General features: G+C 60.9%; 26 protein-coding genes. 10 read left to right on the plus strand and 16 right to left on the minus strand.

The window, feature by feature from the left end:
- Window positions 1-54 precede the first annotated feature (54 nt).
- Window positions 55-2,724: an alanine--tRNA ligase gene (alaS, locus tag NA8A_RS17915; protein ID WP_009451782.1), complete on the plus strand. Its 2,670-nt coding sequence runs from the start codon at window positions 55-57 to the stop codon at window positions 2,722-2,724.
- A gap of 1 nt (window position 2,725) precedes the next feature.
- On the opposite strand, the gene NA8A_RS17920 is transcribed toward alaS, so the two are convergent.
- From NA8A_RS17920 to NA8A_RS17930, 3 genes are all read right to left on the minus strand, one after another.
- Window positions 2,726-3,358, minus strand: a complete 633-nt coding sequence (locus NA8A_RS17920) for a DedA family protein (RefSeq protein WP_009451783.1) — start codon at window positions 3,356-3,358, stop codon at window positions 2,726-2,728.
- Complete coding sequence (locus NA8A_RS17925) at window positions 3,355-3,717, minus strand: hypothetical protein (protein ID WP_009451784.1); 363 nt, start codon at window positions 3,715-3,717, stop codon at window positions 3,355-3,357. The genes NA8A_RS17920 and NA8A_RS17925 overlap by 4 nt, the downstream gene beginning before the upstream one ends.
- Window positions 3,718-3,895: 178 nt before the next feature.
- Entirely contained in the window at window positions 3,896-5,107 is a 1,212-nt protein-coding gene (locus tag NA8A_RS17930; RefSeq protein ID WP_009451785.1) for an NADP-dependent isocitrate dehydrogenase, read from the minus strand.
- Between the two features lie 243 nt (window positions 5,108-5,350).
- Between NA8A_RS17930 and NA8A_RS17940 the strand changes: the two genes are divergently transcribed.
- The 5 genes from NA8A_RS17940 (at window position 5,351) to NA8A_RS17960 (ending at window position 11,569) form a co-directional block, all read left to right on the plus strand.
- Entirely contained in the window at window positions 5,351-7,474 is a 2,124-nt protein-coding gene (locus tag NA8A_RS17940; protein ID WP_009451787.1) for a DUF294 nucleotidyltransferase-like domain-containing protein, read from the plus strand.
- A 42-nt stretch (window positions 7,475-7,516) separates the two neighbouring features.
- Complete coding sequence (locus NA8A_RS17945) at window positions 7,517-8,305, plus strand: RNA methyltransferase (protein WP_009451788.1); 789 nt, start codon at window positions 7,517-7,519, stop codon at window positions 8,303-8,305.
- Between the two features lie 6 nt (window positions 8,306-8,311).
- Window positions 8,312-9,106 (plus strand): glutamate racemase, encoded by a 795-nt coding sequence (gene murI / locus NA8A_RS17950; RefSeq protein WP_009451789.1) that lies wholly within the window; start codon window positions 8,312-8,314, stop codon window positions 9,104-9,106.
- 261 nt (window positions 9,107-9,367) lie between these two features.
- On the plus strand, window positions 9,368-9,985 hold the full coding sequence (gene rpsD / locus NA8A_RS17955; protein ID WP_009451790.1) for a 30S ribosomal protein S4: 618 nt from the start codon (window positions 9,368-9,370) through the stop codon (window positions 9,983-9,985).
- An 87-nt stretch (window positions 9,986-10,072) separates the two neighbouring features.
- A complete protein-coding gene (locus tag NA8A_RS17960) occupies window positions 10,073-11,569 on the plus strand; it encodes a glycosyltransferase family 39 protein (RefSeq protein ID WP_009451791.1) in 1,497 nt (498 codons plus the stop codon).
- Window positions 11,570-11,604: 35 nt separating this feature from the next.
- On the opposite strand, the gene NA8A_RS17965 is transcribed toward NA8A_RS17960, so the two are convergent.
- Genes NA8A_RS17965 through NA8A_RS17975 form a run of 3 tightly spaced genes read right to left on the minus strand, consistent with a single transcriptional unit; the run spans window position 11,605 to window position 13,800 of the window.
- A complete protein-coding gene (locus NA8A_RS17965) occupies window positions 11,605-12,003 on the minus strand; it encodes a GtrA family protein (RefSeq protein WP_009451792.1) in 399 nt (132 codons plus the stop codon).
- A complete protein-coding gene (locus NA8A_RS17970) occupies window positions 12,000-12,818 on the minus strand; it encodes a ChbG/HpnK family deacetylase (protein ID WP_009451793.1) in 819 nt (272 codons plus the stop codon). Before NA8A_RS17970 ends, NA8A_RS17965 begins: the two co-directional genes overlap by 4 nt.
- The gene (locus NA8A_RS17975; RefSeq protein WP_009451794.1) at window positions 12,811-13,800 is read right to left on the minus strand and encodes a glycosyltransferase family 2 protein; all 990 of its coding nucleotides are present in this window, start codon (window positions 13,798-13,800) and stop codon (window positions 12,811-12,813) included. The genes NA8A_RS17970 and NA8A_RS17975 overlap by 8 nt, the downstream gene beginning before the upstream one ends.
- Window positions 13,801-13,939: 139 nt before the next feature.
- Here NA8A_RS17975 and ttcA point away from each other — a divergent pair, with 139 nt between their 5' ends.
- Window positions 13,940-14,818, plus strand: coding sequence for a tRNA 2-thiocytidine(32) synthetase TtcA (gene ttcA / locus NA8A_RS17980; RefSeq protein ID WP_009451795.1), 879 nt, complete (start codon window positions 13,940-13,942; stop codon window positions 14,816-14,818).
- An 80-nt stretch (window positions 14,819-14,898) separates the two neighbouring features.
- Here the strand turns inward: ttcA and NA8A_RS17985 are convergent, their stop codons facing one another.
- From NA8A_RS17985 to NA8A_RS18010, 5 genes are all read right to left on the minus strand, one after another.
- Entirely contained in the window at window positions 14,899-16,146 is a 1,248-nt protein-coding gene (locus NA8A_RS17985; protein WP_009451796.1) for a multidrug effflux MFS transporter, read from the minus strand.
- A gap of 351 nt (window positions 16,147-16,497) precedes the next feature.
- On the minus strand, window positions 16,498-16,833 hold the full coding sequence (grxD, locus tag NA8A_RS17995) for a Grx4 family monothiol glutaredoxin (RefSeq protein WP_009451797.1): 336 nt from the start codon (window positions 16,831-16,833) through the stop codon (window positions 16,498-16,500).
- A gap of 159 nt (window positions 16,834-16,992) precedes the next feature.
- Window positions 16,993-17,226, minus strand: coding sequence for a BolA family protein (locus NA8A_RS18000; RefSeq protein ID WP_009451798.1), 234 nt, complete (start codon window positions 17,224-17,226; stop codon window positions 16,993-16,995).
- A 183-nt stretch (window positions 17,227-17,409) separates the two neighbouring features.
- On the minus strand, window positions 17,410-19,605 hold the full coding sequence (gene purL / locus NA8A_RS18005; RefSeq protein ID WP_009451799.1) for a phosphoribosylformylglycinamidine synthase subunit PurL: 2,196 nt from the start codon (window positions 19,603-19,605) through the stop codon (window positions 17,410-17,412).
- A 96-nt stretch (window positions 19,606-19,701) separates the two neighbouring features.
- Entirely contained in the window at window positions 19,702-21,117 is a 1,416-nt protein-coding gene (locus NA8A_RS18010) for an aminotransferase-like domain-containing protein (protein WP_009451800.1), read from the minus strand.
- A gap of 83 nt (window positions 21,118-21,200) precedes the next feature.
- On the opposite strand from NA8A_RS18010, the gene NA8A_RS25670 reads away from it, so the two are divergent.
- The gene (locus tag NA8A_RS25670; RefSeq protein ID WP_009451801.1) at window positions 21,201-21,431 is read left to right on the plus strand and encodes a DUF1127 domain-containing protein; all 231 of its coding nucleotides are present in this window, start codon (window positions 21,201-21,203) and stop codon (window positions 21,429-21,431) included.
- Between the two features lie 11 nt (window positions 21,432-21,442).
- Here the strand turns inward: NA8A_RS25670 and NA8A_RS18020 are convergent, their stop codons facing one another.
- From NA8A_RS18020 to purC, 5 genes are all read right to left on the minus strand, one after another.
- On the minus strand, window positions 21,443-22,075 hold the full coding sequence (locus NA8A_RS18020; protein ID WP_040673019.1) for a Pr6Pr family membrane protein: 633 nt from the start codon (window positions 22,073-22,075) through the stop codon (window positions 21,443-21,445).
- Window positions 22,076-22,164: 89 nt separating this feature from the next.
- A complete protein-coding gene (locus tag NA8A_RS18025; protein ID WP_240532819.1) occupies window positions 22,165-22,536 on the minus strand; it encodes a hypothetical protein in 372 nt (123 codons plus the stop codon).
- A gap of 65 nt (window positions 22,537-22,601) precedes the next feature.
- Window positions 22,602-23,270 (minus strand): phosphoribosylformylglycinamidine synthase subunit PurQ, encoded by a 669-nt coding sequence (gene purQ / locus NA8A_RS18030; protein WP_009451804.1) that lies wholly within the window; start codon window positions 23,268-23,270, stop codon window positions 22,602-22,604.
- 63 nt (window positions 23,271-23,333) lie between these two features.
- Complete coding sequence (gene purS / locus NA8A_RS18035) at window positions 23,334-23,576, minus strand: phosphoribosylformylglycinamidine synthase subunit PurS (protein ID WP_009451805.1); 243 nt, start codon at window positions 23,574-23,576, stop codon at window positions 23,334-23,336.
- Between the two features lie 34 nt (window positions 23,577-23,610).
- Window positions 23,611-24,399, minus strand: coding sequence for a phosphoribosylaminoimidazolesuccinocarboxamide synthase (purC, locus tag NA8A_RS18040; protein WP_009451806.1), 789 nt, complete (start codon window positions 24,397-24,399; stop codon window positions 23,611-23,613).
- Between the two features lie 273 nt (window positions 24,400-24,672).
- On the opposite strand from purC, the gene NA8A_RS18045 reads away from it, so the two are divergent.
- Together NA8A_RS18045 and NA8A_RS18050 are read left to right on the plus strand one after the other, a co-directional pair.
- Window positions 24,673-24,993, plus strand: coding sequence for a DUF1476 domain-containing protein (locus tag NA8A_RS18045; protein WP_009451807.1), 321 nt, complete (start codon window positions 24,673-24,675; stop codon window positions 24,991-24,993).
- 9 nt (window positions 24,994-25,002) lie between these two features.
- Complete coding sequence (locus tag NA8A_RS18050; RefSeq protein WP_009451808.1) at window positions 25,003-25,773, plus strand: HpcH/HpaI aldolase family protein; 771 nt, start codon at window positions 25,003-25,005, stop codon at window positions 25,771-25,773.
- Window positions 25,774-25,787: the final 14 nt, after the last annotated feature.

Genomic DNA, 25,787 nt, shown 5'->3' on the forward strand with positions numbered 1-25,787 from the left:
GGCGAACACCTGTTTCCCGCATCTGTCGCGCGGGGCTCTCGCAAAGGCTGAAACATGAGTGGCGTCAACGACATCCGGTCGACCTTTCTCGACTATTTCAAGAAGAACGGGCACGAGGTGGTTTCTTCCAGCCCGCTGGTTCCGCGCAACGATCCGACGCTGATGTTCACCAATGCGGGCATGGTGCAGTTCAAGAACGTTTTCACAGGTCTTGAGTCCCGCCCATATGATCGCGCCGCGACCGCTCAGAAATGCGTGCGTGCAGGCGGCAAGCACAACGATCTCGACAATGTCGGCTACACGGCCCGTCACCACACTTTCTTCGAGATGATGGGCAATTTCTCCTTCGGCGACTATTTCAAGGATCGGGCGATCGAACTGGCCTGGAACCTCGTCACCAAGGAATTCGGCCTGGACGCCAAGCGCCTTCTGGTCACGGTCTATCACACTGATGATGAGGCAGCCGGCTACTGGAAGAAGATTGCGGGTCTGTCCGATGACCGCATCATTCGCATTCCCACCAGCGACAATTTCTGGGCCATGGGCGATACGGGCCCCTGCGGTCCATGCTCGGAGATTTTCTACGATCACGGCGAGAGCATTCCGGGCGGACCTCCCGGAAGCCCGGATGAGGATGGCGACCGGTTCATCGAGATCTGGAATCTCGTCTTCATGCAGTATGAGCAGCTGACGCTGGACGAACGGGTGGAATTGCCACGTCCTTCCATCGACACGGGGATGGGCCTTGAGCGTGTCGCAGCCGTTTTGCAAGGCGTCCACGACAATTACGATATCGATCTGTTCCGCGCTCTGATCCGCGCATCGGTGGAGGCAACGGGCGTTGCGGCCGAAGGCCCCCAGCATGCGAGCCACAAGGTCATTGCCGATCATTTGCGCGCGTCGAGCTTCCTGATAGCCGACGGGGTTTTGCCCTCCAACGAGGGGCGTGGCTATGTGCTGCGCCGCATCATGCGCCGCGCCATGCGCCACGCGCAGCTTCTTGGCGCCCAGGAACCGCTGATGTGGCGTCTCGTGCCGGCTCTGGTGCGCGAGATGGGTCAGGCCTATCCCGAGCTCGTGCGCGGGCAGGCTCTGATCACCGAGACGTTGAAGCTGGAGGAAACCCGCTTCCGCAAGACGCTTGCGCGCGGTCTCTCGCTTCTGTCCGATGCGACGGGCGATATGCGCGAGGGCGATCTGCTCGATGGCGAAACTGCCTTCAAGCTCTATGACACCTATGGCTTCCCGCTGGATTTGACCCAGGACGCGCTGCGTCAGCGTGGCATTCACGTGGACCTTGGCGGCTTCACCGATGCGATGGAGCGCCAGAAGGCGGAGGCGCGCGCCAACTGGGCGGGGTCTGGCGAGGCGGCAACGGAAACGGTCTGGTTTTCGGTTAAGGACAAGGCCGGAGCCAGCGATTTTCTGGGCTACGAGACGGAGGATGCCGAAGGCGTCGTCACAGCACTTGTTCGCGATGGAGCCATCGTCGAGAGTGCGGGCGAAGGGGATACGGTCGCGCTTGTGACCAACCAGACGCCGTTCTATGGCGAATCCGGCGGCCAGATGGGCGATACGGGCACCATTGAGGGCGAAGGTTTCGTGATTGCCGTTTCCGACACCCAGAAGAAGGGCGATGGCCTGCTGGTCCATCAGGGTAAAGTCGAAAAGGGGACGGTGAAGACCGGCGATGCGGTTGCAATGCATGTCGACCATGCCCGCCGCACCCGCATTCGTGCCAATCACTCCGCCACACATCTTCTGCACGAGGCGTTGCGTGAGGTGCTGGGCGGCCATGTGGCGCAGAAGGGATCGCTGGTCGCGCCAGAGCGCCTGCGCTTCGATTTCTCCCATCCGAAGCCCATTTCCGATGAAGAGCTCGCCCGCATCGAGGACATCGCCAACGAGGTTGTGCTGCAGAATGCGCCGGTCGTCACGCGCCTGATGGCCGTGGACGATGCGATTGCTGAAGGTGCAATGGCGCTTTTCGGCGAGAAATACGGCGATGAAGTCCGCGTCGTTTCCATGGGCACGGCCTTCGAGGGAGAAAAGGCCGGCAAGGCCTATTCGATCGAGCTTTGCGGCGGTACGCATGTGCGCGCCACGGGTGATATCGGTCTGGTTCGCGTGGTTGCCGAAGGCGCCGTTGCGGCGGGCGTGCGCCGCATCGAAGCCCTGACAGGGGCGGCCGCGCGCCGCTATCTGGCCGAACAGGAGCGCCAGCTCAAGCAGGCGGCGGGGGCGCTCAAGGTCGCTCCGGCCGATGTCGCTCAGCGTCTGGAAACGGTTTTGGAGGAGCGCCGCAAGCTGGAGCGTGATTTGTCCGACGCCCGGCGCAAGCTCGCGCTTGGCGGCGGCGGTGCCGGCAAGGCGGACGATGCCGGAAAACAGACCGTTGCCGGCGTCAGCTTCCTCGGCAGGGTCGTCGAGAACATTTCGCCGAAGGATCTGAAGCCGCTTGCCGACGAGGGCAAGGCTTCGCTCGGCTCGGGCGTTGTCGTGTTCGTCGGCACCGGCGAGGAAGGCAAGGCGAGCGTGGTGGTTGGAGTGACCGCTGATTTGACGGAACGCTTCAGCGCCGTCGATCTCGTTCGTGCTGCTTCCGCCGCCATTGGCGGCAAGGGCGGCGGCGGCCGGCCGGACATGGCTCAGGCGGGTGGCCCGGATGGCGACAAGGCTGCGGACGCGGTCGAAGCCGTCAAGGCGGCGATGGGAGCCGCCTGATTTATCCGGTCTGATCGGCGATTGAGACCTTCTGCTGCCGCGCATGGTTTCTGTGCGCGGCACGCCACAGGAGATACCCCAGAAGCGCCGTCAGGGCTGCGGCGCCGATGAACCAGCCGAGATTGGCGACGAGCTCGGCAATGCCGGCAATGGAACGGCTGAACCCGTAGCCGATAGCGAGATAACCCGCGATCCAGATGGCTTCGCCGGCTACATCCCAGAGCAGGAATTTGCCCCAGGGATAGCGTGCAAGCCCGCTGGTGAGATTGATCCACGGGCCAAGAGGGCTGACGAGCCAGCGGCTGAAGAAAACACCTGTACCGCCCCATTTTCGTGAAAATTGCTCTGCCTTTGCAAAGCCCTTCTGCGCTGCCGCCCCCTTTGCCACGCGATCGATCAGGCCGCGCCCGCCGAAGCGTGCCACGGCGTATCCGGTCTGGTCGCCGGCGACCGCGCCCGCAAGGGCGAAACCAAAGGTTGTCGCTGGCGAAAGATCGCCATCGGCCAAGAGCGCCCCGACACTCATCAGCAGGATCGATGTCGGCAGCGGAACGCCAACCTGTCCTGCGGCCAGTATGAGGAAAACGCCCGGAAGGCCATAAAGCGCAAAAAGCGCGAGAATGGCTTCGCTCATGGCGTCTTGCCTTTGCCCTCGGGCGTTTCACGCAACCTGTCGACGGCTTTGCGCACATCTTCGAGCAGGACCCCCGCCGGCACGCCGCGCTCGGCTGCAAGCCGCGCGATGCTGCGGCGGTCGCGCGTCTGGTCGTCCAGACCGAGGGAACGGCGCAAGGCGTCGGGTTCGACTTCCCAGGAGCGCGCTACATAGCCGATGGTCATCCAGTCCTCGATCGGTACGGCGCGGTGTGTCGACCAATAGGCGTAGAAAGCGACGGTTCGCAGCGCGAGAAGCAGCGTGATCAAGAGCGCGATGCAGAAGGCGATGAAGAGCAACCGGTGATGTTGCCACAGGGAGCGGATCGTCTTGCCCAAGGATCTATCCTCGCTCCGTCTTCAGGATGGTTGCTATTCAGCTGAATGGATGTCTCGACTGCAATAGTGGCAGGCGAACGGCGCAATTGTCGAGATGGAATCGCCGCAAAGAAAGCGGCCCGGAATGCATGCGCACCCCGGGCCGTTTCGTTCAATCGATCAGGAAAACCGGTGCGGCCTACGCCATGGCTTTCTGGAGATTCTCGTCGATCTTGTCGAGGAAGCCCGTGGTGGAAAGCCACGGCTGGTCGGGTCCGATCAGCAGGGCGAGGTCCTTGGTCATATGACCGGATTCGACCGTCTGCACGCACACGTCCTCAAGCGTCTTGGCGAACTTCGCCAGCGCCTCGTTGTTGTCGAGCTTGGCGCGATGCGCAAGGCCGCGCGTCCATGCGAAGATCGACGCGATGGAGTTGGTCGAGGTTTCCTCGCCCTTCTGGTGCTGACGATAGTGGCGCGTCACCGTACCGTGCGCGGCTTCCGCCTCGACCGTCTTGCCGTCCGGCGTCATCAGCACCGAGGTCATCAGACCGAGCGAGCCGAAGCCCTGGGCAACCGTGTCGGACTGCACGTCGCCATCATAGTTCTTACAGGCCCAGATATATCCGCCGGACCATTTCAGGCTCGAAGCCACCATGTCGTCGATCAGGCGGTGTTCGTACCAGATCTTCTTTTCCTTGAAGCGCTCTTCGAACTCGCTCTCATAGACTTCCTGGAACAGATCTTTGAAGCGGCCATCATAGGCTTTCAGGATGGTGTTCTTGGTGGACAGATAGACCGGATAACCGCGCTGCAGACCGTAATTCAGCGAGGCGCGGGCGAAATCACGAATGGAATCGTCCAGATTGTACATTGCCATGGCAACGCCGGAGGAGGGTGCATCGAACACGTTGTGCTCGATGGTCTCTCCGTCTTCGCCGACAAACTTGATCGTCAGCTTGCCCTTGCCGGGGAAGCGGAAATCGGTGGCGCGGTACTGATCGCCGAAAGCATGACGACCGACCACGATGGGCTGGGTCCAGCCCGGCACCAGACGGGGAACGTTCTTTGCGATAATGGGTTCGCGGAAGATCACGCCACCCAGAATATTGCGGATCGTGCCGTTGGGCGACTTCCACATTTTCTTCAGGCCGAATTCCTCGACGCGGGCTTCATCCGGTGTGATGGTGGCGCATTTCACGCCGACGCCGTATTTCTTGATCGCGTTCGCTGCATCGATCGTCACCTGATCGTCGGTCGCATCACGCGATTCCATGCCGAGATCGAAATATTTCAGATCGATATCGAGATAGGGATGGATCAGCTTTTCCTTGATGAACTGCCAGATGATGCGGGTCATCTCGTCGCCATCGAGTTCGACGACCGGATTCTCCACCTTGATTTTGCTCATGAAAAAGCTCCGCGATGCTGTGTGAAGGAAAGCGCGGAGAAGCGCCCGCGCCAAGGGTTGGCAGCCCTATAGCATCCCTCGCGCAAAGCGCAAAGCCGAAGGCTTCCTTTGCCAACACGCTTGTTGAACGAAGGCAGGATTTCGTCTTTTGCGCCTTTCGGGCAAACTGCCTGCAAAACCGTGCTGCCGTGCTGATCCGCAAGCGATAGTCCGGTTTACAGGTTGGGTAATAAGGGGGAGGAGATGAAACCGGTACATGATGCCACACCCCTGATAGCCGCCAATGCGGTTGCCTTCGATACGGAGACGACGGGGCTCGACGTGCGCGAGGCGCGGCTTCTCCAGATCGGCGCCATGGCGATGGTTGGGGGCCGGCTCGTTCCGGAGGACACATTCGAAGCGCTGGTCGATCCCGGCATTGCCGTGCCGCCACGCGCGACCGCCATTCACGGCATTACCGGGCAGATGCTGCGCATGGCGCCGGATTTCGCGGCGGCCTGGGAAGATTTCGAAGGCTATCGGCGCGGCCGGCTCCTCATCGGTTATGCGCTTGGTTTCGATCTCGCCATATTGGAGCGCGAAGCGGGCAGGGCGGGGCTTTTGTGGCAGGCACCACGCACGCTTTGCGTGCGCATGCTGGCCGGCATCGTCAATCCCGATCTCCCGGACGCTTCCCTCGATGCGATTGCGGCCTGGCTCGATGTGGAAACGGCCGGTCGGCATAACGCGGTTTCCGATGCCCGTATTGCCGGGGAGATATTCACGGCACTCGTGCCGCATCTCACCGGAATGGGCATTCGCACCGTGGCCGAGGCGGAGCGCGCTTCCAGCCTGCGTTCGCAGGCGCTGCGCCAGCAGGCGGAAGCGGGCTGGAGCGAGCCATTTCTGCGGCGCAGCGATGCGTCGGCACGCGCGCTGGGCGTTATCGATCCCTATGCATTCCGCCACCGGGTGCATGAGGCGGCAAAGCCGGAGCCGGTTGTCATGCGTGATGACATCACGCTTCAGGCGGCTGCAGAAACCATGGTCGAAAAGCGTATCAGCTCCCTTTTACTGGAGCCCGGCGCAGCTTCGGCACGGCCTGTCGAAGATTACGCGATCGTGACGGAGCGCGACGTGCTGCGGGCAGTGGCGCGCAGCGGGGCCGACGCGCTTGCTGATCCTGCGATGACGCATGCCGCAAGGCCGCTTGTCGCTATCCGCAAGGACGCATTCTTCTATCAGGCGCTTGGCTTGATGAACCGCCATCGCATCAGGCATCTGGCCGTAACCGACGAGAAGGGGCTCCTGGTGGGCGTCCTTTCGGCACGCGATTTCCTTAAATTCCGGGCAGGAGCCGCAGTCGATCTTCAGGCCCGCATCGAAGGTGCCTCGAACCCTGCGGATCTCGCCATGGCGTGGTCGCGGGTGCCTGTTGTCGCGTCCGCACTCCTTGGCGAGGACATCGATGCACGTATCGTTGCCGAAATCGCTTCGGGCATTCTGTGTGCCATGACCGCGCGTGCGGCCGAGATTGCCCTTGATGATATGCGATTTTCAGGCGAGGGCGAGGCGCCATGCCGTTTCGCCATCATGGTTCTGGGTTCGGGTGGGCGTGGTGAAAGCCTTCTGGCGCCCGATCAGGACAATGCGCTTGTCTTCGATGAGGGCGAGCCGGGCAGTGCTGCCGATCTCTGGTTCGAACGCTTCGCCATCCGCTTCACCGACCATCTTCATGCCGCGGCCATTCCTCTGTGCAAGGGCGGTGTCATGGCGCGCAATGCGGGCTGGCGCGGTTCGTCGGCCGAATGGCGCCGCCGCGTCGATGACTGGGTGATCAAGGCCCGCCCGGAAGACCTTCTCAATGTCGATATCTTCTACGATCTGCGCCCGGTCCATGGCGAGGCGCAACTGGTGGAGAGCCTTCGTACCTATGCCTGGCAGCGAGGTGGAGAGCATGTCGAATTCGCCAAGCAGCTCGGGGAAAGCGTGCGCAACGTCAACAACCCGTTCACGCTCCTGGGCGGTTTGCGGACGCAGGAGGGCCGTATCGATCTGAAACTGAATGGCCTCTTTCCCATTGCCGCCATGGCGCGGGCGCTGGCCATTCATCACCATGTTGCCCGCGCTTCCACGAGAGAAAGGCTCGAGGGGCTTGCCGCATTGCCCGGCATGCCGCGCAATGATTTCACGGTCCTGCGCGATGCTCATGTGTTCTTTCTGACGCTGGTCTTGCGCCAGCAGGTGGCCGATATCGGTGCGGGCATCCCGCTTTCGAACCACATCGCGCTGGACCGGCTGACGGGGCGTGAGCAGAAAACGTTGAAGGATGCGCTCAGGAGTGTCGCCATGATACCGGAGCTGGTGCGCGCAACGATGTTTGCCTGAAGCGCTTTACCGCGCCGCGCGAAGCGGGTAACAGCAGCCCCCATGGCAGGAACGGACAAACAACAGCCCATGCTCGCGGAAGGCCCGGCGATCATTCTGGTCGAGCCGCAGCTTGGTGAAAACATCGGGATGGTGGCGCGCGCCATGGCCAATTTCGGCCTTGCGGAGCTGCGCCTCGTCAACCCGCGCGACGGCTGGCCGAACGAGAAGGCGCAGGCTGCGGCAAGCCGTGCCGATCACATCATCGATGCCGTGACCACGTTCGATACGGCTGCTGATGCGATAGCCGATCTCAATTTCGTCTATGCCACCACGGCGCGTCCGCGAGACAATTTCAAGCCGGTGCGCGGACCTGTCGAAGCCTCCATGGAATTGCGCAACCGTTTTTCCGCCGATCAGAAGACCGGCATTCTTTTCGGCCGTGAGCGTTGGGGCCTGACCAATGAGGAAGTCTCGCTTGCCGACGAGATCGTCACTTTCCCGGTAAATCCGGCCTTTGCTTCTCTGAATATCGCCCAGGCCGTGCTTCTCATGTCCTATGAGTGGATGAAGACCGGCGATCAGGCCGTGCGCCCGCCGCAGGCACAGATGATCCCGGCGCCGAAGGAGCATATCGAGAACCTGATGTCCTATCTCGACCGGGTTCTCGACGAGCGGGGATATTTTCGTACAGACGACAAAAAGCCCAAAATGATGGACAACCTGCGCGCTCTCTTCACGCGCCCGGGCTTTTCCATCGAGGAACTGGCGGTTTTGCGGGGCGTGTTCTCTTCGTTGGAAAAGTTTTCGCCCTGGAAACCGCGCGGTTCGGGGGCACCTGAAAGGGACTGACGGCACATGGATAACCGGCCCATCCTGTTCTTCGATTCCGGTATCGGCGGGCTCTCGGTTGTCAAGGAAGCTCGCATTCTTTTGCCTGGCCGGCCCTATGTCTATGTGGCCGACGATGCGGCTTTTCCCTATGGGGCTTGGGAGGAAGAAGCGCTTCTGGAGCGCATGGTCGGTCTTTTCGCCGAACTACTCGCGACCTACAGGCCGGTTATGTCGGTCATTGCCTGCAACACGGCGTCTACGCTTGCCATTCACCGGTTGCGCGAAACGTTTCCGCAAGAGATTTTCGTAGGCACGGTTCCCGCGATCAAGCCGGCGGCTGAGCGCACGCGCTCGGGCCTTGTTTCCGTACTGGCCACGCCCGGCACGGTAAAGCGTCAATACACGCGCGATCTGATCCGCGACTATGCGGCGAGATGCCATGTGCGTCTGGTTGGCAGCGAGAATTTGGCGGCGCTTGCCGAGCAATATATGCGCGAGGGCTTTGTCGACGAGGCGGCCGTCGAGACCGAAATAGCGCCGTGTTTCGTCGAACAGGACGGACGCCGCACCGATATTGTCGTTCTGGCCTGTACCCACTATCCCTTTCTCGTCAATCGCATGCGCAAGACCGCACCCTGGCCGGTCGACTGGATCGATACGTCGGAAGCCATTGCCCGCAGGGCTCAGACGCTCGCTTCCTCACTGCCGCCCGCCGGGCCGATGGAGAGTGAGGACATCGCGCATTTCACCTCCGGCAAGCCGCCAGAGGCTTTGCGCCGCCTTCTTCTGGGCTTCGGCTTCCGCCCCGAGGCCGGTTGAGGCTATCCGCAACAGCCTGAGGACCAAGGCGTCTATGGGCCGCAAGGGCTCGCAACTGTTGACATTCGGCCCGGGCTCGCCTATTCAGCCGCCAATGCGCGGCAGCCATCCGGTTTTCGCGCATTTTAACGTGTCCCGTGGGCAAGGCCGCAAAGCGTGCGTGGCTTGCCCTGTCAGGCTTCGAAAAAGGAAGCCAGAGGAGGGCGCGTTTCCTTCGTCCGGGGCGAATGCCTCGGGTATTTATGTTTGAAAGGGAATGCGATGAGCAAGCGCCAATCCGCGAAATACAAGCTCGACCGCCGTCTTGGCGAAAACGTCTGGGGTCGTCCGAAGTCCCCGGTGAACCGTCGTGAATATGGCCCCGGCCAGCATGGTCAGCGCCGCAAGGGCAAGCTGTCTGACTTCGGTCTGCAGCTGCGCGCCAAGCAGAAGCTGAAGGGTCACTACGGCGATATTTCGGAAAAGCAGTTCCGCAAGACCTACGACGAGGCGAGCCGCCGCAAGGGCGACACCAACGAGAACCTGATCGGTCTCCTCGAGTCGCGCCTCGACGCCCTGGTCTACCGCGCCAAGTTCGTGCCCACGATTTTCGCCGCGCGCCAGTTCGTCAATCACGGCCACATTCTGGTCAATGGCCGTCGCGTCAACATCCCGTCCTACCGTTGTAAGGCCGGCGATGTCATCGAGGTCAAGGAAAAGTCCAAGCAGCTGGCCATCGTCCTGGAAGCAACGCAGCTCTCCGAGCGCGACGTTCCGGACTATGTCGATGCCGACCACAACAAGATGGTTGCCAAGTTCGTGCGCGTTCCCGCGCTCTCCGACGTACCGTATGCTGTGCATATGGAGCCGAACCTGGTGGTCGAGTTTTACTCGCGCTAACGGTTTCTGCTATCCGTCTTTACGAAGAGCGCCTTGCCTTTGGCAGGCGCTCTTTTTTATTTAGTCGTGACGACCGACGGAGCCCCTATGAGCAGCACGGCAGATAAAAGCAGAACGGCGGAAAAGCCCGCATTACAGATTCTTCTGTTGCTGGCGTTCTATGTTGTCGTCTGGACGCTGTATGCGAGCTGGACACAGCTCAACCTCGACGGCTTTGGCGATATGCTGGAGAATTTCTCCTGGGGCATCGCCTGGCAGAACGGCTACTTCAAGCATCCACCGCTTTTTGCATGGATAACCGCGGCCTGGTTCTCCGTTTTTCCCCGTGCTGACTGGGCCTACTACCTTCTTTCGGCGGTCAACAGCGCTGTAGCGTTCCTTGCCAGCTGGCGCATTGCCGTGCGTTTTCTCGATCCGTGGCGGGCAGCGATGAGCACGGCGCTCTTCTTCTTTTTGCCCCCGGTCAGCTTCCTTGCAATCAAATACAATGCAAATGCGGCTATGCTGCCGTTCTGGGCGGCGACGGTTTTGTTCTATCTCCGCTTTCTGGAAAAGCGCCGGCTGCTGGACGCCATTTTGCTTGGCGCCCTGGCGGCATGTTCCATGCTGGTCAAATATTATTCGGCGGCGCTTCTGGGGGCGATCTGCCTGCACATGCTGTTCGACCGCGAAGCGCGCGCACTTTTTGCCGGCGCAGGGGTCTGGGTGGCGAGTGCGGTCTTTCTCCTGGTCATGGCGCCGCATCTTGTGTGGCTCGTCGAGCATGATTTCCTGCCGCTCACCTATGCTGCGGAGCAGGGCGATGGCTCAGCCCTGGCCGGCATAGCCTCGGCACCGCGCTTTCTGGGGGCGTTGATCGCCTATCTCCTTCCGGCAATTCTCGTTCTGGCCATCGCGCTTATGCGCAATGGGCGTGGTGCATGGTTCGAAACCCGCCAGATTGCAGCCCTGCGAAATAGCCTCACCGGTCGCGCTTTGTTGTGGACCAGCTTCGGGTCCCTTGGCCTCACTCTCGTTCTGGGCATCGTTCTGGCAGCCCGTTTCAGTTCCGTATGGGCCTTGCCGCTGTATTTCTCGGCGCCGATCCTGCTCATGCTTTTCATCCGGCCGGGCCGGCTTGAAACCTGGAAAGCGGTCATTCCGATTGCAGTTGTCGTCTACAGTACTGCCTTGCTGGCACTTTCACCCTTCATCCGGGCTGAGGAAGCCAAGGACAGTTCGAACTATAACGGGGTGCCCGTTCGCGCCATCGCGCTCGAGATCGAGAAAATCTGGGATGATCGTTTCGACAAGCCGCTTGCCTATGTGGCGGGAGACAAGATCCTGGCGAGCGGGTCGAGCTTTTATGCCAGCGCGCGACCATTCTCTATGCAGGACAGTTCATTCCGCCTCACACCATGGGTCACAGAGGCGGACGTGCGCAGCAATGGCATCGTGATTGCCTGTTTCGCCGAACAGGCCTGGTGCCTGAACGCAGCCGGAAAGTTCCCAGTCAGAGCGACCGAGGAAGAACGTATTTCCGTACCCGGCTTCACTGATGAGAAGATTTGGGACGTGCGCCTCTTCATCGTGCCGCCCGCATGACTGACGGGCGCTGCGGCGCCCCGGCTCTGAGGCCCTCAGGCCAGCCGATCCTCGATGGACCAACGCGCTGCGAAGAAATTCAGTGCCGCGCCGATTGCAATGCCCACGATCTTGGCCGGAAAGACGCCAATGAGCGGTGGCAGGAGCCATACCGCAATGGTGGATGAGCCGAGGGAAATGATGCTGCCCGAAAAGGCAAATTTCGCGAATGCTTTCCCGAGATGGAATTTGTGGGAGCGCACGAATGTCCAGCGCGAATTCACTGCAAAGGAGACGATGACCGCCACCGCCCATGCGAGGAGGTTGGAGAAAAGCGGTGCCAATCCGAGATATACAAGCACCGTAAACGCTGCGAAGTCGATCGCCGAGTTCATGAGGCCGACGATTGCAAAGCGCCTGAGCTTGACGAGGAGAGGCCGTTCCATCGTGCTCATTCGCCCTGTTCCGTTGCAAGGCTGATAGCGTTGCGGGCAAGAAACGTCGGGAAGTCTTCTGACGAAAGAAGCGCAAGCTCTTCTTCCCGTGCGTCGGTAAAGACGTCCCTTTGCCGCAGGAGAGCGTCCACCCGACCCGGATGGCACATGACAACGCCGTTTTCCGGCATCTTCTTCAAGAAGAAGGGCAAGGCAGTCTCGAATGTGCCTTGTTTGCGCCAGTCGTAAAACCCCCCGAGCGGTCCCCGCACGCAAAAGCCGCTGCGGCGCATCTCAATGTCGAAACCCCGTGCCAGAAGTCGCGCAAAGGCAACCTTTGCCGTGAGGCCCGCGGGGGCTGCGCGCAATGTCGGCGCGCCGCGCAGCCACGGCCGCATCTGCCGCGGCAGGCCCGCAAAACGACCGCAGAGCCAGTGCCGGACGGGGCGCAGGAAATGCACGTGCTGATGCCCGTCGATGAAGGCGGGGTCGCGCCCAAAGACGCTACGGAAGCGCTCCATCTGGGCATCTGCTTCGGCGGCGATGGAGCGGCTTTCGCCGCGCGCGCAGTCTGCGATGAGCCGTTTAAGCCCCGGCATGCGCACCCCGGTTGTAAGAGCGGGGAAATCGGTCAGCGTGAGGTGAAGTCCGATCGACGCGGAAGCGCCGAGATCGGCAAGCCGGTTTGCCTGTTCCTGCCAGTCTTCGAACAGTGTCATGCAGCCCGTGCCGCTAAGCCTGCCTGCCGCAATCAATTCGCGGATCGCGGCGCTGACCTGCGGCGAAAGTCCGTAATCGTCGGCAATCAGCCAAAGGCTGCGGCCCGCCCTAGCCATTGCTCTTCCTGGAAGCTTGTTGACGCACGCCAGCAGCTTTTTGCGATTGCGAGACAGACTTCACGATATAGTTGGGCCGGTTCTTTGCTTCGCTCAGTGCCGACCAGACATATTCACCCACAAGCCCCGTAAGGGCCAGGTTCAACCCGCCAAGAACGAGCACGGCGACGATCAGGCTCGGATAACCAGGGACCGCGACCCCGGTGAAAAGGACTTCAAGAAGGATCTTGATTCCATAGAGGAAGCCGAGCACGGCAACCGCCCCTCCGAACAGCGACACCATTCTGAGCGGCACCACCGAGAAGGAGGTGAACCCTTCGAGCGAGAAGGCAATGAGCCGGCGCTTCGACCATTTGCTGGTGCCGCCCTGGCGTTCCGCAGGCTTGTAGAGAATGCGCTGCTGGCGAAAACCCGTCCAGGCGTAGAGACCCTTGTTGAAACGGCGCTGGTCGCGCAACTGGCGCATGGCTCCGGCGAAGCGGCGCGACATGATGCGGAAATCGCCGGCATTGGCCGGAATTTCGTAGCGCTGGCCCATATTGATGAGCCAGTAGAAGCCATTGGCCAGGTAGCGGCCGAGGGTCTGGGTTTCGGCGCGGTCAGCACGCACGGCATAGACCATGTCGAGTTCCGGATCAGCGAGAATTCGCCCGATCATGTCGAGCGCCACCTCTGCCGTGTGCTGAAGATCGGCGTCCATCATCAGCACATAGTCGGCCTCCGAATGATCGAGGCCGGCAAGGATCGCTGCCTCCTTGCCGAAGTTGCGCGACAAGGTGACGAGGGTCCAGGTTCCTTGCAAATGCTCTTCATAGAGCCTGCCGCCGTCATCGGTGCTGCCATCGTCGATCAGGACGAAACGCGTCTCCAGCCCGAAGCGCTGGCGCGCTTGTGTGGCAAGCCCGCTCGCAAGCGCACAAAATCCGATGGCGGATTCGCGCTCATTGAGAAACGGCACCAGAATATCGAGCTGCTTTGCCACGCGCGCAGTTCTCCTCACAGTATTTTGCCGTCGGATGATTCCACCTGACTGCAAAATGCTCTAGCACGAATGCATTGAGAAACAGGCAAAATGGGCGACAATCCGTACGAACGCCCGATAAATACACGAAGGTCCGCCCATGCACAGCAATCTGGCGCAAGCGATCGACGCCGCACAGGCCAATGAAACCGATGCGGAGGTTCCCGCTTTCCTGAAGGCGGCACCTTCCTCCGTCGAGTTCAACAAGCTGCGCAAGCGGCTCCTGCGCAATGTGCGTCAGGCCATCGAGGATTTCGCCATGGTGACGCCCGGCGAACGCTGGCTGGTCGCGCTGTCGGGAGGCAAGGATTCCTACGGGTTGCTTGCCGTTTTGATGGACCTGCAATGGCGTGGCCTGTTGCCGGTGGAATTGGTTGCCTGCAATCTCGACCAGGGCCAGCCTAATTTTCCAAAGCATATCCTGCCTGACTATCTGAAGGGCATCGGCGTCACGCACCGTATCGAGTATCAGGATACCTATTCGGTGGTGACGGAGAAGCTGCCTGAAACGGCAACCTATTGCTCGCTGTGCTCACGGCTTCGGCGCGGCCATCTTTATCGCGTCGCGCGGGAAGAGGGATGTTCGGCGCTGGTTCTGGGACATCACCGCGAGGATATTCTGGAAACCTTCTTCATGAACCTTTTTCACGGCGGAAGGCTCGCGGCCATGCCGCCCAAGCTGTTGAACGACGAAGGCGACATGATGGTGTTGCGTCCGCTCAGCTATTGCGCGGAGGTGGACCTCGCGAAATTCGCGGACCAGATGCGGTTTCCCATCATCCCCTGTGATCTGTGCGGCAGCCAGGACGGGCTTCAGCGCAACGCCATGAAGGCGATGCTTGCCGATATCGAAACACGCATGCCCGGTCGCAAGGACACGATGATCCGGGCGCTGACCCATGTGCGCCCGTCTCATCTTTTGGACCGTAATCTCTTCGATTTTTCGGGCCTTGAAGCCTTGCGCGATCAGGCTGAGTAGCCTGACGCCCGCAAAAAATGCGGAAGAATTGAAGATGCGCATCCATCGTGCGCCCGGGAAGGCGCACGGTGGAAAGATGCTCAGGCTGCCGGATTGATCGGGTGGAAGAGGCGGCCCTTTTCGCCGATCAGCACCAGAATGAGAGCCGCGAGGCCGGTCAGGAAATAACCGGCTGCAAGCGGCATGGTGCTGCCGTCGAACGCCTGTCCGACGAAGGCGCCCAGCAGCCCACCGCCAAGCGTGGTGATGAAGCCCTGCGTGGCCGCCGCCGTTCCCGCCACATGACCGAGAGGCTCCATGGCGATGGAGTTGAAATTCGGTCCGATCCAGCCGAACTGGAACATGGTCAGCGAGAACAGGGCAAAGAAGAGCGGAAAGGGCAGGTGGTCGAAATAGGCGAAACCGAGCCAGACCAGGCTTGAGAGCGTGAAGCCCACTACCGCGCCATGCGACAAGCGCCGCATGCCGAGCCGCCCGACGAGCCGCGAATTGGTAAAGGACGACAGCGCCATCAGACCTGCACCGATGGCAAACAGGATCGGAAACCAGTCCGCCAGATCGTAGGTGTCGCTGTAGATCTGCTGTGCCGAGCTGATGAAGCCGAAGAGCGATCCGAAGATGAAGGTCGTCGCCAACGTATAGCAAAGCGAAATCCGGTTGGTCAGCACAAAGCCGAACCCCTGCGTGATTGATTTCAAGGTAAGCGGACGACGGTTTTCCTCGTGCAGCGTCTCGGGAAGCCGCAACAGTGCCCACAGGCCGAACACCAGGGCCAGAGCGGCGATCGCGAGAAAAATCTCATGCCATTCGCCGAAGATCAGGATCAACTGGCCAAGTGTCGGCGCGATGACTGGAATGACCATGAACACCATCATGACCATAGAGAAGACCTCGGCCATCTGACGGCCGCCAAACGTATCGCGGATGGCGGAGACCGAGACCACGCGGGTGGTGGCTGCACCGATGCCCTGCAGCAGACGTGCAACAAGCATGAGAGTGAAGCTCTCGGTAAAAGCGGCAGCAACTCCGGCGATGATGTAAAGCGTGATACCGAAGAACAGGGGCGGGCGTCTTCCGAAGCGGTCGGAAATCGGGCCGAAGACCAACTGACCGGCCCCCAGGCCGACAATATAAGCGGTGACGATATACTGGCGCGAATTCTCGTCCTCGACCCCAAGGGCCGAGCCGATCTGCTGAAGTGCGGGCAGCATGATGTCGATGGCCAGCGCGTTGAGCGCCATCAATGCGGCAGCCAGCGCGATGAATTCTGCCTTGCCGATGGTCTTGCTGGGCTGTGCCTGCGGTTCCGTCGCTAATCGCTGCTCCATCACTCTCTCTCCGTCAAAATCGATCAAATGCGATATGCGCACGCGTTGCCAAACACACCGGAACGTTGGCGCAGGCTACCATCACAAGGCAGCAGTCAAATAATCCATCCAAACCGTTTCTCTTCCTTCGAGGTGGACGCGAAGCGGTCTATCTCATTGTTTTATATGCAATTCTGCATGGTCTGCGCAGGCTGCAAGATACTATATGCGAGCGGAAGCCAAGCCTCACGCTGGTTTCTCGCCGAATGCAAGGAAAAGCCATATCCGACGCGAAAAAATGCGCTGACGGCTGCCAGCGCATTGCATTCGGGGAGGGCGCCCGGCCTTCCGGGCGCTATCCGTTTGAAAAGGTCAGGCGGCGCCTTTGGCGGCCACACCCTTCTCGTTGAGGAAACTCTGCAACTCGCCCGCCTGAAACATCTCGCGGATGATGTCGCAACCGCCGACGAATTCCCCCTTCACATAAAGCTGGGGGATGGTCGGCCAGCTGGAATATTCCTTGATGCCCTGACGCAACTCGTCGGACGTAAGAACGTTGATGCCCTTGTAGTCGACGTTCAGATAGTCGAGAATCTGCACCACTTGGCCAGAAAAGCCGCACTGGGGAAAGCCCGGCGTGCCCTTCATGAAGAGCACCACGTCGTTGCTTTTGACCTCGTTGTCGATGAATTCGTTGATACCGCTCATCGCAAATCCTTTCATGACCGGGGTCAAGACCCGGCTATAGAATACAATCGTTATCTATTGCACCATGGGACGGCACGCAACGCCATGCGTCAAAAACTTTCGCCGGCTGGTACATTGGCAATCTTGTGGCGCCGTCTGGCCAGATGAAACGCCGCCTTCTCAGTCCGGAGCGCTTGTCTGAAGTGCGAGCGCATGCAGTGCGCCACCCATATTCCCCTTCAACGCATTATAGACCATCTGATGCTGCTGCACCCGCGACTTTCCGCGAAAGCTTTCCGCCACCACTTCGGCCGCGTAGTGGTCTCCGTCGCCTGCGAGATCGCGAATGGTTACCTTCGCGTCGGGGATTCCGTCCTTGATCAGTCGCTCGATGTCAGCCGCATTCATAGCCATGGGGCAGGATGTCTCCAGATTCAGTCCACCCCCGAGATATGGCGGCTTCGGCACTGGAGGTCAATCGGTGGGCGTGTGCAACGCTTGTCGCAGGGTGCACAGCAAGCGTTGGCTGACGAGGAGGTAAACGGACGGAATAAACTTTGCGCCGGGTCGTTTGCCTAATCCGGGGAATGATTGCGCCTAATCCATGAAGGCGGGGAACCAGTGTTCGTGTGCGTCCTTAAGTGCAGTAACGGGAACGGCGCGGGCTGAACCGAGCTTCAGAGTGTCTCCGCCGGTTCGGCCAAGAACGACTACCGACACGCCTGCTTCAGCGGCGCGTTGCAGGATGGCGGCCGAATCGGCGGTGGTCACGATGTAGCGGCCCTGATCCTCGCCGAAGAAGGCGGGTACGGCATCCGCTGGCGCATCAATTGCCGCTCCAATGCCCGAAGCGATCGCCATTTCGGCCAGCGCAACCGCCAGACCGCCATCCGAGCAGTCGTGGGAGGCCGTGGTCAGGCCGGCACGAATTAGGCCGCGCACGAAATCGCCCGTTTTCTTCTCGTGAGCGAGGTCGACCGGAGGCGTCGGCCCGTCGGTACGGCCATGCAGGTCCCGCAGATACACGCTTTGGCCGAGATGTGTGCCCCAGTTCTTCGGAGCGCCGATCAGGACGATGCTTTCGCCTCCCGCCGCGAAGGCGATGCGGGCTGACTGCCGCCAGTCGGGGATGAGACCGACGCCAGCGATGGTCGGCGTCGGCGGAATGGCCTGGCCGAGCGTCTCATTGTAGAGCGACACATTGCCCGAGACGATGGGAAAGCCGAGCGCCGAACAGGCTTCGCCGATGCCTTTGATCGCCATGACGAGCTGTCCCATGATTTCGGGCTTCTCGGGATTGCCGAAATTGAGGTTGTCAGTGGCCGCCAGAGGCTCTGCGCCGGTTGCGGTGATGTTGCGCCAGCATTCGGCAACCGCCTGCTTGCCGCCCTCATAGGGGTCGGCCTCGCAATAGCGAGGCGTCACGTCGGAAGAGAAGGCGAGCGCCTTCTCTTCGTGTCCTTCAACGCGCACGACGCCTGCATCGCCGCCTGGAATCTGCAGCGAATTGCCCTGGATCAGCGTGTCGTACTGCTCCCACACCCAGCGGCGTGAGGAAAGATCGGCCGTATCGAGCAGTTTCAGAAGACCGTCGGCCACGTCCATCTGCGGGACGGGTGCACTGAGTGCTGCGGCAGGCTTGGGTTCGACCCACGGCCGGTCATATTCCGGCGCCTCGTCGCCCAGATCCTTGATCGGAAGATTGGCGACTTCCTCACCCTGGTGCAGGATGCGGAAACGCAGATCGTCGGTCGTCTTGCCGACGATGGCGAAATCCAGCCCCCATTTGTGGAAGATGGCCTCCGCCTCGGCGTGCTTCTCCGGGCGCAGCACCATCAGCATGCGCTCCTGGCTTTCAGAAAGCATCATCTCATAGGCGCTCATGCGCTCTTCGCGCACGGGCACCTTGTCGAGATCCAGTTCGATGCCGAGATCGCCCTTGGCGCCCATTTCGACAGCCGAGCAGGTCAGACCGGCCGCGCCCATGTCCTGAATGGCAATGACTGCGCCCGTCGCCATGAGTTCGAGGCAAGCTTCAAGCAGGCACTTCTCGGTAAAGGGATCGCCCACCTGCACGGTCGGGCGTTTCTCCTCAATGCCTTCGTCGAATTCGGCAGAGGCCATGGTCGCACCGCCCACGCCGTCGCGGCCCGTCTTGGCGCCCAGATAGACGACGGGCAGGCCGACGCCCTCGGCCTTCGAATAAAAGATGGCGTTGGTTTCAGCGATACCGGCGGCAAAGGCGTTGACCAGGATGTTGCCGTTGTAGCGGGCGTCGAAATTCACTTCCCCGCCCACGGTCGGAACGCCGAAGGAGTTGCCATATCCTCCGACGCCGGAAACGACGCCGGCCACCAGATGCTTCGTCTTGGGATGGTCGGGCGCGCCGAAGCGCAGTGCGTTCATGGCCGCGACAGGACGGGCTCCCATGGTAAAGACGTCGCGCAGAATGCCGCCGACGCCGGTGGCCGCTCCCTGATAGGGCTCGATATAGGACGGATGGTTGTGACTCTCCATCTTGAAGACCACGCACTGACCGTCGCCGATATCGACCACGCCCGCATTCTCACCCGGCCCCTGGATTACCTGCGGCCCCTTCGTGGGAAGGGTGCGCAGCCATTTCTTGGAACTCTTGTAGGAGCAGTGCTCGTTCCACATGGCCGAGAATATGCCGAGCTCGGTAAAGGTCGGCTCGCGCTCGATCAGGTCGAGGATACGCTGATATTCGTCGGGCTTCAGGCCGTGTGCGGCAATGAGCTCGTCGGTGATGCGGATATCATTGGGAATGGTCATGTGGTCGACGGTCCCTTGAGAGGGTTCCATTGGGGGGATTCCCCGGTTGCGTTACAGCATCCGGGCGCGGGAATCCACTTCCCAATGAGGCTTTTGTCAGCTGTAGTTGTCGAAGCCACAGATTGGATTGTCGAGAAGCCCCTTCAATGTGGAAAACGCTTCGGCAACCCTGGCCCGCGCGTTGGGTACCGTGAAGGCGACACGCACCCGATGCAGGGCAGGACCGGATCGCTCGACCTTGAATTCGTCCTCGTCGTCGATCAGAACGCCTTCTTCGGCAGCCGCGTTCTTGAAAGTGCTGGCAAGCCACGGATCGGGCAGTTTCAACCAAAGAAACGGCGTGTCGGGCCGGGAAATGAACTCCTGGCCGGCAAATGCAGCTCTCGCAAGCGCTTCGCGTGCCCGTATCTCTTCCGCGACCCTGCGATGAATGGCGGCACCTTCGCCGGAGATCACCAGCCGGGCGGCCAGTTCTCCAAGCAGAAAGGGCATGCCACCCGTGATCATCTTGTGTGCGATCAGCACCCGCGAGGCATAATGCGGCGGGCAGGCAATCCAGCCGCCACGTACACCCGCTGCAACCGACTTCGACAGGCTGCCGATCAGGAAGGTGCGCTCGGGCGCAAGCGCTGCGACAAGCACCGGTGTTTCGCCAAGAAGAGCGCCGTAGATATTATCCTCGATCAGCCAGACATTGTGCCGCCGTGCGATCTCGACAATAGCGCGCCGCCGCTCCTCGGGCATGATCGCCAATGTGGGATTGTGCAGGGAGGGGACAAGAAAGGCGAGTTTGGGATGCTGCTGGGCGCAGACCCGTTCGAAATCCTCAGGCACCATGCCGAACGCGTCTATGGCCACGGCGACAGAACGCCGCCCGATCACAGTCGCGCTGCGGGCTACGTGGGAATAGGTCAGCGCCTCATAGGCGACGCGATCACCGGGAAGCGTCATTGCGGCAATGACTGCGAGAATACCGGCGTGGCCGCCGAGCGTGGGAACGATGTTTTCGGGCTCGGGACGCCAGCCGGACTGCGCAAGCCAGTCGCAACCGGCTTGAAACCAGCTTGGCGGCAAGGTCCGCGTATAGCTTGCGATCTCGGTGGGATGTTCATCGAGGATCCTGGCAGTGAGGTTCCTGATGGCTTCCGCCTGGCCGATATCGGGAGCAGCCGTTGAATCCATACGTTGCTTGCCGGGCTCTATGATCATGCTGCGCGTGCCGGCGAAGGGTTGCCCCTCGCTTGGGGGCAGGGGATGTTCATTTTGCTCGCGCGGCAAAACATAGGTGCCGCGACCGACCTCGCCGCTGACCAGACCGCGTTCGCGCACCAGTGCATAGGCTCGGCTCACTGTGCCGATCGTTACGCCAATGTCATAGGCAAGGTTGCGTTGCGGCGGCAGCTTCGCCCCGCCTGCCAGCACGCCTGCTTCGATATCGTGTTCGATCTGGTCGGCAAGGCGCGCATAAAGCGGTCCCGATCCGGCAGAGAGGTTGGGCAGCCAATTTGTCATGGTGACAATTCTCTATATTGTATCTTTTATTGAGTCAATTCATTGGTGCAATCGTTCCAATCGGAAAAATTGCGAGCAGATCAATGGGTACAAATGATACAATCAAGGCCTTGAGCAGCCCCGCTGCTCGGCATGGCGCCATATTGAGGACCATCTGGCAGGGCGTTGAAGCACTGGTGTCGCGCGTGAGTGCGATAATGATCAAGCGCCGCAGCCGATTGCACCTTCTGGATCTGACCGAGGAGCAGCTGCGCGATATCGGTGTGAATCGTCGCGAGGCGCGCCTTGAAGGGCACAGGCCTTTTTGGGATTGAGCTTGTAAGCGCTATGTCCTTTGGCGCGCGGTGCGGCGGCGCGCGGCCATACGGTCGGCGGCAAGAGCCAGAATGCCGATCATTGTAAAGAGAATGGCGATCCCGAAAATCGTCACGAACACGCTGGTCCATCCGGAAATGGTGGCATCCAGGAAGGGATAGGGCACCTCGCCGGCAATCGGCGCGCGTACCAGCACATAAGCGGCATAGGCGATCGGATAGAGAAGCCACACCGCCACGTGGCGGAGCGAAAGGCTTCCGTCTCTGCCGGCCAGCAACCACCAGAGAACGAAGATCGCTGGCGTCGCATAGTGCAGGAGCACATCGCACAGCAGGAACAGCCCCTGCGGTTCCCAGATCGACGACAGAAGCGCCCAATAGACGAGCGCCACCACGCTGATGGCGACCGCGACACCACCGTGCATTGCCGGATGGGCGAAAGCGGCTGGCCAGCCCGTGAGAGCGGCCGCATGCGCCAGAACGGCTCCGAGATTCGTAAGGATCGTAAAGAAAGAGAAGTAGAAGATGATGGAGGCAATCAGGCTACGCCCGGCTTCCATCGAGGCAGGAATTGTGAGCCCGAACTGCAGTGCCAGGGCGACGATGCCGACAATCAGACCTATTGTGTTGAGAACCCTTGCCACGCCAGTCTCCTTGCTGGTCAACAGCTTGTTTCATGTAAGGCGCAACACGGCAAGATCAGGCGCACGACATCAAGCAGGCCGCACAGGCTCTAGCACTTGTCGGGTCCGCCTGCCCAGCGCGTGACATCGGCATTGACGCGCGCGCCGGTGGCGCCGGTTACGAGCGGGCCGTATGTGGTGATGCGCGGGGGCGTGCCGGATGCTTCAATGACAAGCTGGGGCAGTCCCTGCCGGTCGCTGGATTTCATGATCAGGAGGCGGGGGCGTCCCGCGGTCGTGTCCAGCTCGGGAATGAGATGCAGCCCGCGGAATTGCCGGTCGCCGGAGCGCATCCAGCATTTCGCACCCGCATTGTTGATATGCTGGAGAACCGAGACGGGTGTTCCGGAATTAACGCCGAGCGACAAGGGAGTCCCGCCGGGCCCGCCCTGGCAGGCTGACAGCGCGAAAAGCGCAGTCATGGCAATGCCTTTCGGCAAAGCCGATATCCGTAAGGAAGACAAACCGCGCGAGGCGGCCGGACCCATCAGGCGGCCTTCCCCAGAAGGCCTTCGAACAATGCTCGCCCATCGGAGCCGCCGTGAGCCATCTCGATGAGGTTCTCCGGGTGCGGCATCATGCCGAGCACATTGCCCTGTTCATTGATGATGCCGGCGATATCGTCGAGCGACCCATTGGGATTGGTGCCTTCGGCATAGCGGAATACCACCTGGCCTTGCCCTTCGAGCCGGGCAAGCGTCTCCGCATCGGCGAAATAATTGCCGTCGTGATGGGCCACCGGGCAACGGATGATCTGGCCCGGCGCATAACCGCGCGTGAAAGCCGTGTTGGCATTGGCGACTTCGAGCTTCACTTCACGGCAAACGAAACGGAGAGAAGCGTTGCGCATCAGGGCGCCGGGCAGGAGGCCCGCCTCGAGAAGAACCTGGAAGCCGTTGCATACGCCCATCACCAGAACGCCCTTGCGAGCCTTCTCGGCGACTGCGGCCATGACCGGCATGCGCGCGGCGATGGCCCCGCAGCGCAGATAATCGCCATACGAAAAACCGCCTGGAATGACGATCAGGTCGACATCGGGTATCTCGGTTTCGGTCTGCCAGATCGTATGCGGCGCCTTGCCGGAGATTTTCGTCAGCGCTGCGATCATGTCGCGGTCGCGATTAAGGCCGGGAAGCTGGATGACGGCTGATTTCATGACTTGTGACCGTTGCGGTTCCTCAAGGGGCATCGCGCCCGTCCTGGTTGAAAATATGCAACCCTAGATGATGGCGACAGAGTAATCCTCGATCACCGTATTCGCCAGCAACTTTTCGCACATGGCCTTTAGTTCGGTTTCGGCCTTCACCTTGTCGGAGCCTTCCAGCTCCAGGTCGAACACCTTGCCCTGGCGCACGCTGTCCACTCCGGCAAAGCCGAGAGCGGCGAGCGCACCGCCAATGGCCTTACCCTGAGGGTCCAGAACGCCGTTCTTCAACGTCACGGTGACGCGGGCCTTGATCACGAGAAAACTCCCTGCTGTCCGGTCTGCGCCTGGTTTAGTGGCGCGTCTTGCTGTCTTTGGAAGAAACGAGCACGGGGCCGCCGGGGCGGGGCGGCTCGTTCTCGTTCATGATGCCGAGACGGCGCGCCACTTCCTGATAGGCTTCCACCAGGCCGCCCATGTCGCGGCGGAACCGGTCCTTGTCGAGCTTGTCCTGGGTGGCGGTGTCCCAAAGGCGGCAGGAATCGGGAGAAATTTCGTCGGCGACGACGATGCGCATCATGTCGTTCTCCCAGAGCCGGCCGCACTCCATCTTGAAATCGACCAGCTGGATGCCGACGCCGAGGAAAAGGCCGGTCAGGAAGTCGTTGACGCGGATGGCGAGCGCCATCATGTCGTCGATCTCCTGCGGGCTTGCCCAGCCGAACGCCGTGATGTGCTCTTCGGACACCATCGGGTCGTCCAGCGCATCGGCCTTGTAGTAGAATTCGATGATCGAGCGCGGCAGCACCGTGCCTTCCTCGATGCCGAGCCGCTTGGCGAGAGAGCCTGCGGCAATGTTGCGCACGACGATCTCGAGCGGAATGATCTCCACTTCCTTGATCAGCTGTTCGCGCATGTTGAGCCGGCGAATGAAGTGCGTCGGAATGCCGATGCGGTTCAGATGCTCGAAGATATATTCCGAGATCCGGTTGTTCAGCACGCCCTTGCCGTCGACGATCTCGTGCTTCTTCTTGTTGAACGCCGTGGCGTCGTCCTTGAAGAATTGGATGAGTGTACCGGGCTCGGGGCCTTCATAGAGAATCTTGGCCTTGCCCTCATAGATGCGGCGACGACGGTTCATGGCTTTTCCTGGTCCGTTGCCTTGACGGGGAGACTTCCTGCGGAAGCCTCGCAGCGTGGCATTGCAAAAAGATGCGGCTTTTCACGCGGTCTCTAGCGCAAACCCGACCGTATCACAATTGCCATTTCTCGGGAGCCAACGGGATTCTCCCTCCAGCAAAGACGTTCATGCCCGCATTGAGCGTATTGACCCGGCCATGGCCTTCTGGTTTTTGCTTGCCAACCGATTGTTTCTGCGCACCGATATGACGGGTGCCGAATGGAGGACATGGAGATGGCCAGCATGAAAGACCGCCAGGACGCTTTTGAAAACAAGTTCGTCCATGACGAGACCCTGAAGTTCAAGGCCATGGCGCGCCGCAACAAGTTGCTCGGCCTTTGGGCCGCTGAAAAGCTGGGCAAGACCGGCGATGACGCGGAGGCCTACGCGAAGGAAGTCGTGAAGGCCGATTTTGAGGAAGCAGGCGACGAAGATGTGTTCCGCAAAGTGCGCGGCGATTTCGACGCGGCGGGTATCGAGCAGTCCGATCATCAGATTCGCCGCACCATGGACGAGCTTCTCGTCCAGGCAGCCGAACAGGTTCAGAGCGAGTAGGACCTCTCCATGTCGCTTGCCGCGCGCCTGAAGGCTGATGAAGCAGTTTTGTCCGCTTGGTCGACCATCCCCGATTCGCTTGTCGTGGAAACGGTGGCCGGGCTCGGGTTCGACGTTGTCACGCTGGAGATGCAGCATGGCGGCCATCATGAAGACAGCGTTTTGCGCGGCATCCCGGCCATTCGGCAGGCCGGTGCCCATCCGGTCGTCCGCATCCCGGTCGGCCGGTTCGACATGGCGAGCAGAGCGCTCGATTTCGGCGCCGAGGCCGTCATAGCCCCGATGGTGAATTCGGCGGAGGATGCCCGGGCCTTTGCCGCCGCCATGAAATATCCGCCTGTCGGCATGCGTTCCTGGGGGCCGACCTTTGCGATGCCTCGTGCGGGGGAGACCAGCGCGCAGCAGTGGCTCGAAACGGCAAACGGTCAAACCCTCGCAATCGCTATGATCGAAACGCGCCAGGCGCTTGATGCTCTGGACGATATCCTGGCCGTGGAAGGCATCGACGGCGTTCTCGTGGGGCCGTCCGATTTTTCCATTGCCTGGACGGACGGGCGCAAGGTCGATCCAGCGCTTGAAGAGATGATGCCGGCTATCGCCGATATCGCGGCCAGGACGCGGGCTGCCGGCAAGCACGCAACCATTTATGTGGTGGATCCGCGCCTGGTCGGGCGCTATCACGCCATGGGATTCCGTTTTTTCGCCCTGGGGTCCGAGGCTTCCTACATGGCAAAAGGCGCCACCTCGCTGATCGAGACGGCGCGCAACTCGATAGGCTGACCGAGAATATGCTT

The sequence above is a fragment of the Nitratireductor indicus C115 genome (assembly GCF_000300515.1).
GTDB lineage: Bacteria > Pseudomonadota > Alphaproteobacteria > Rhizobiales > Rhizobiaceae > Nitratireductor > Nitratireductor indicus.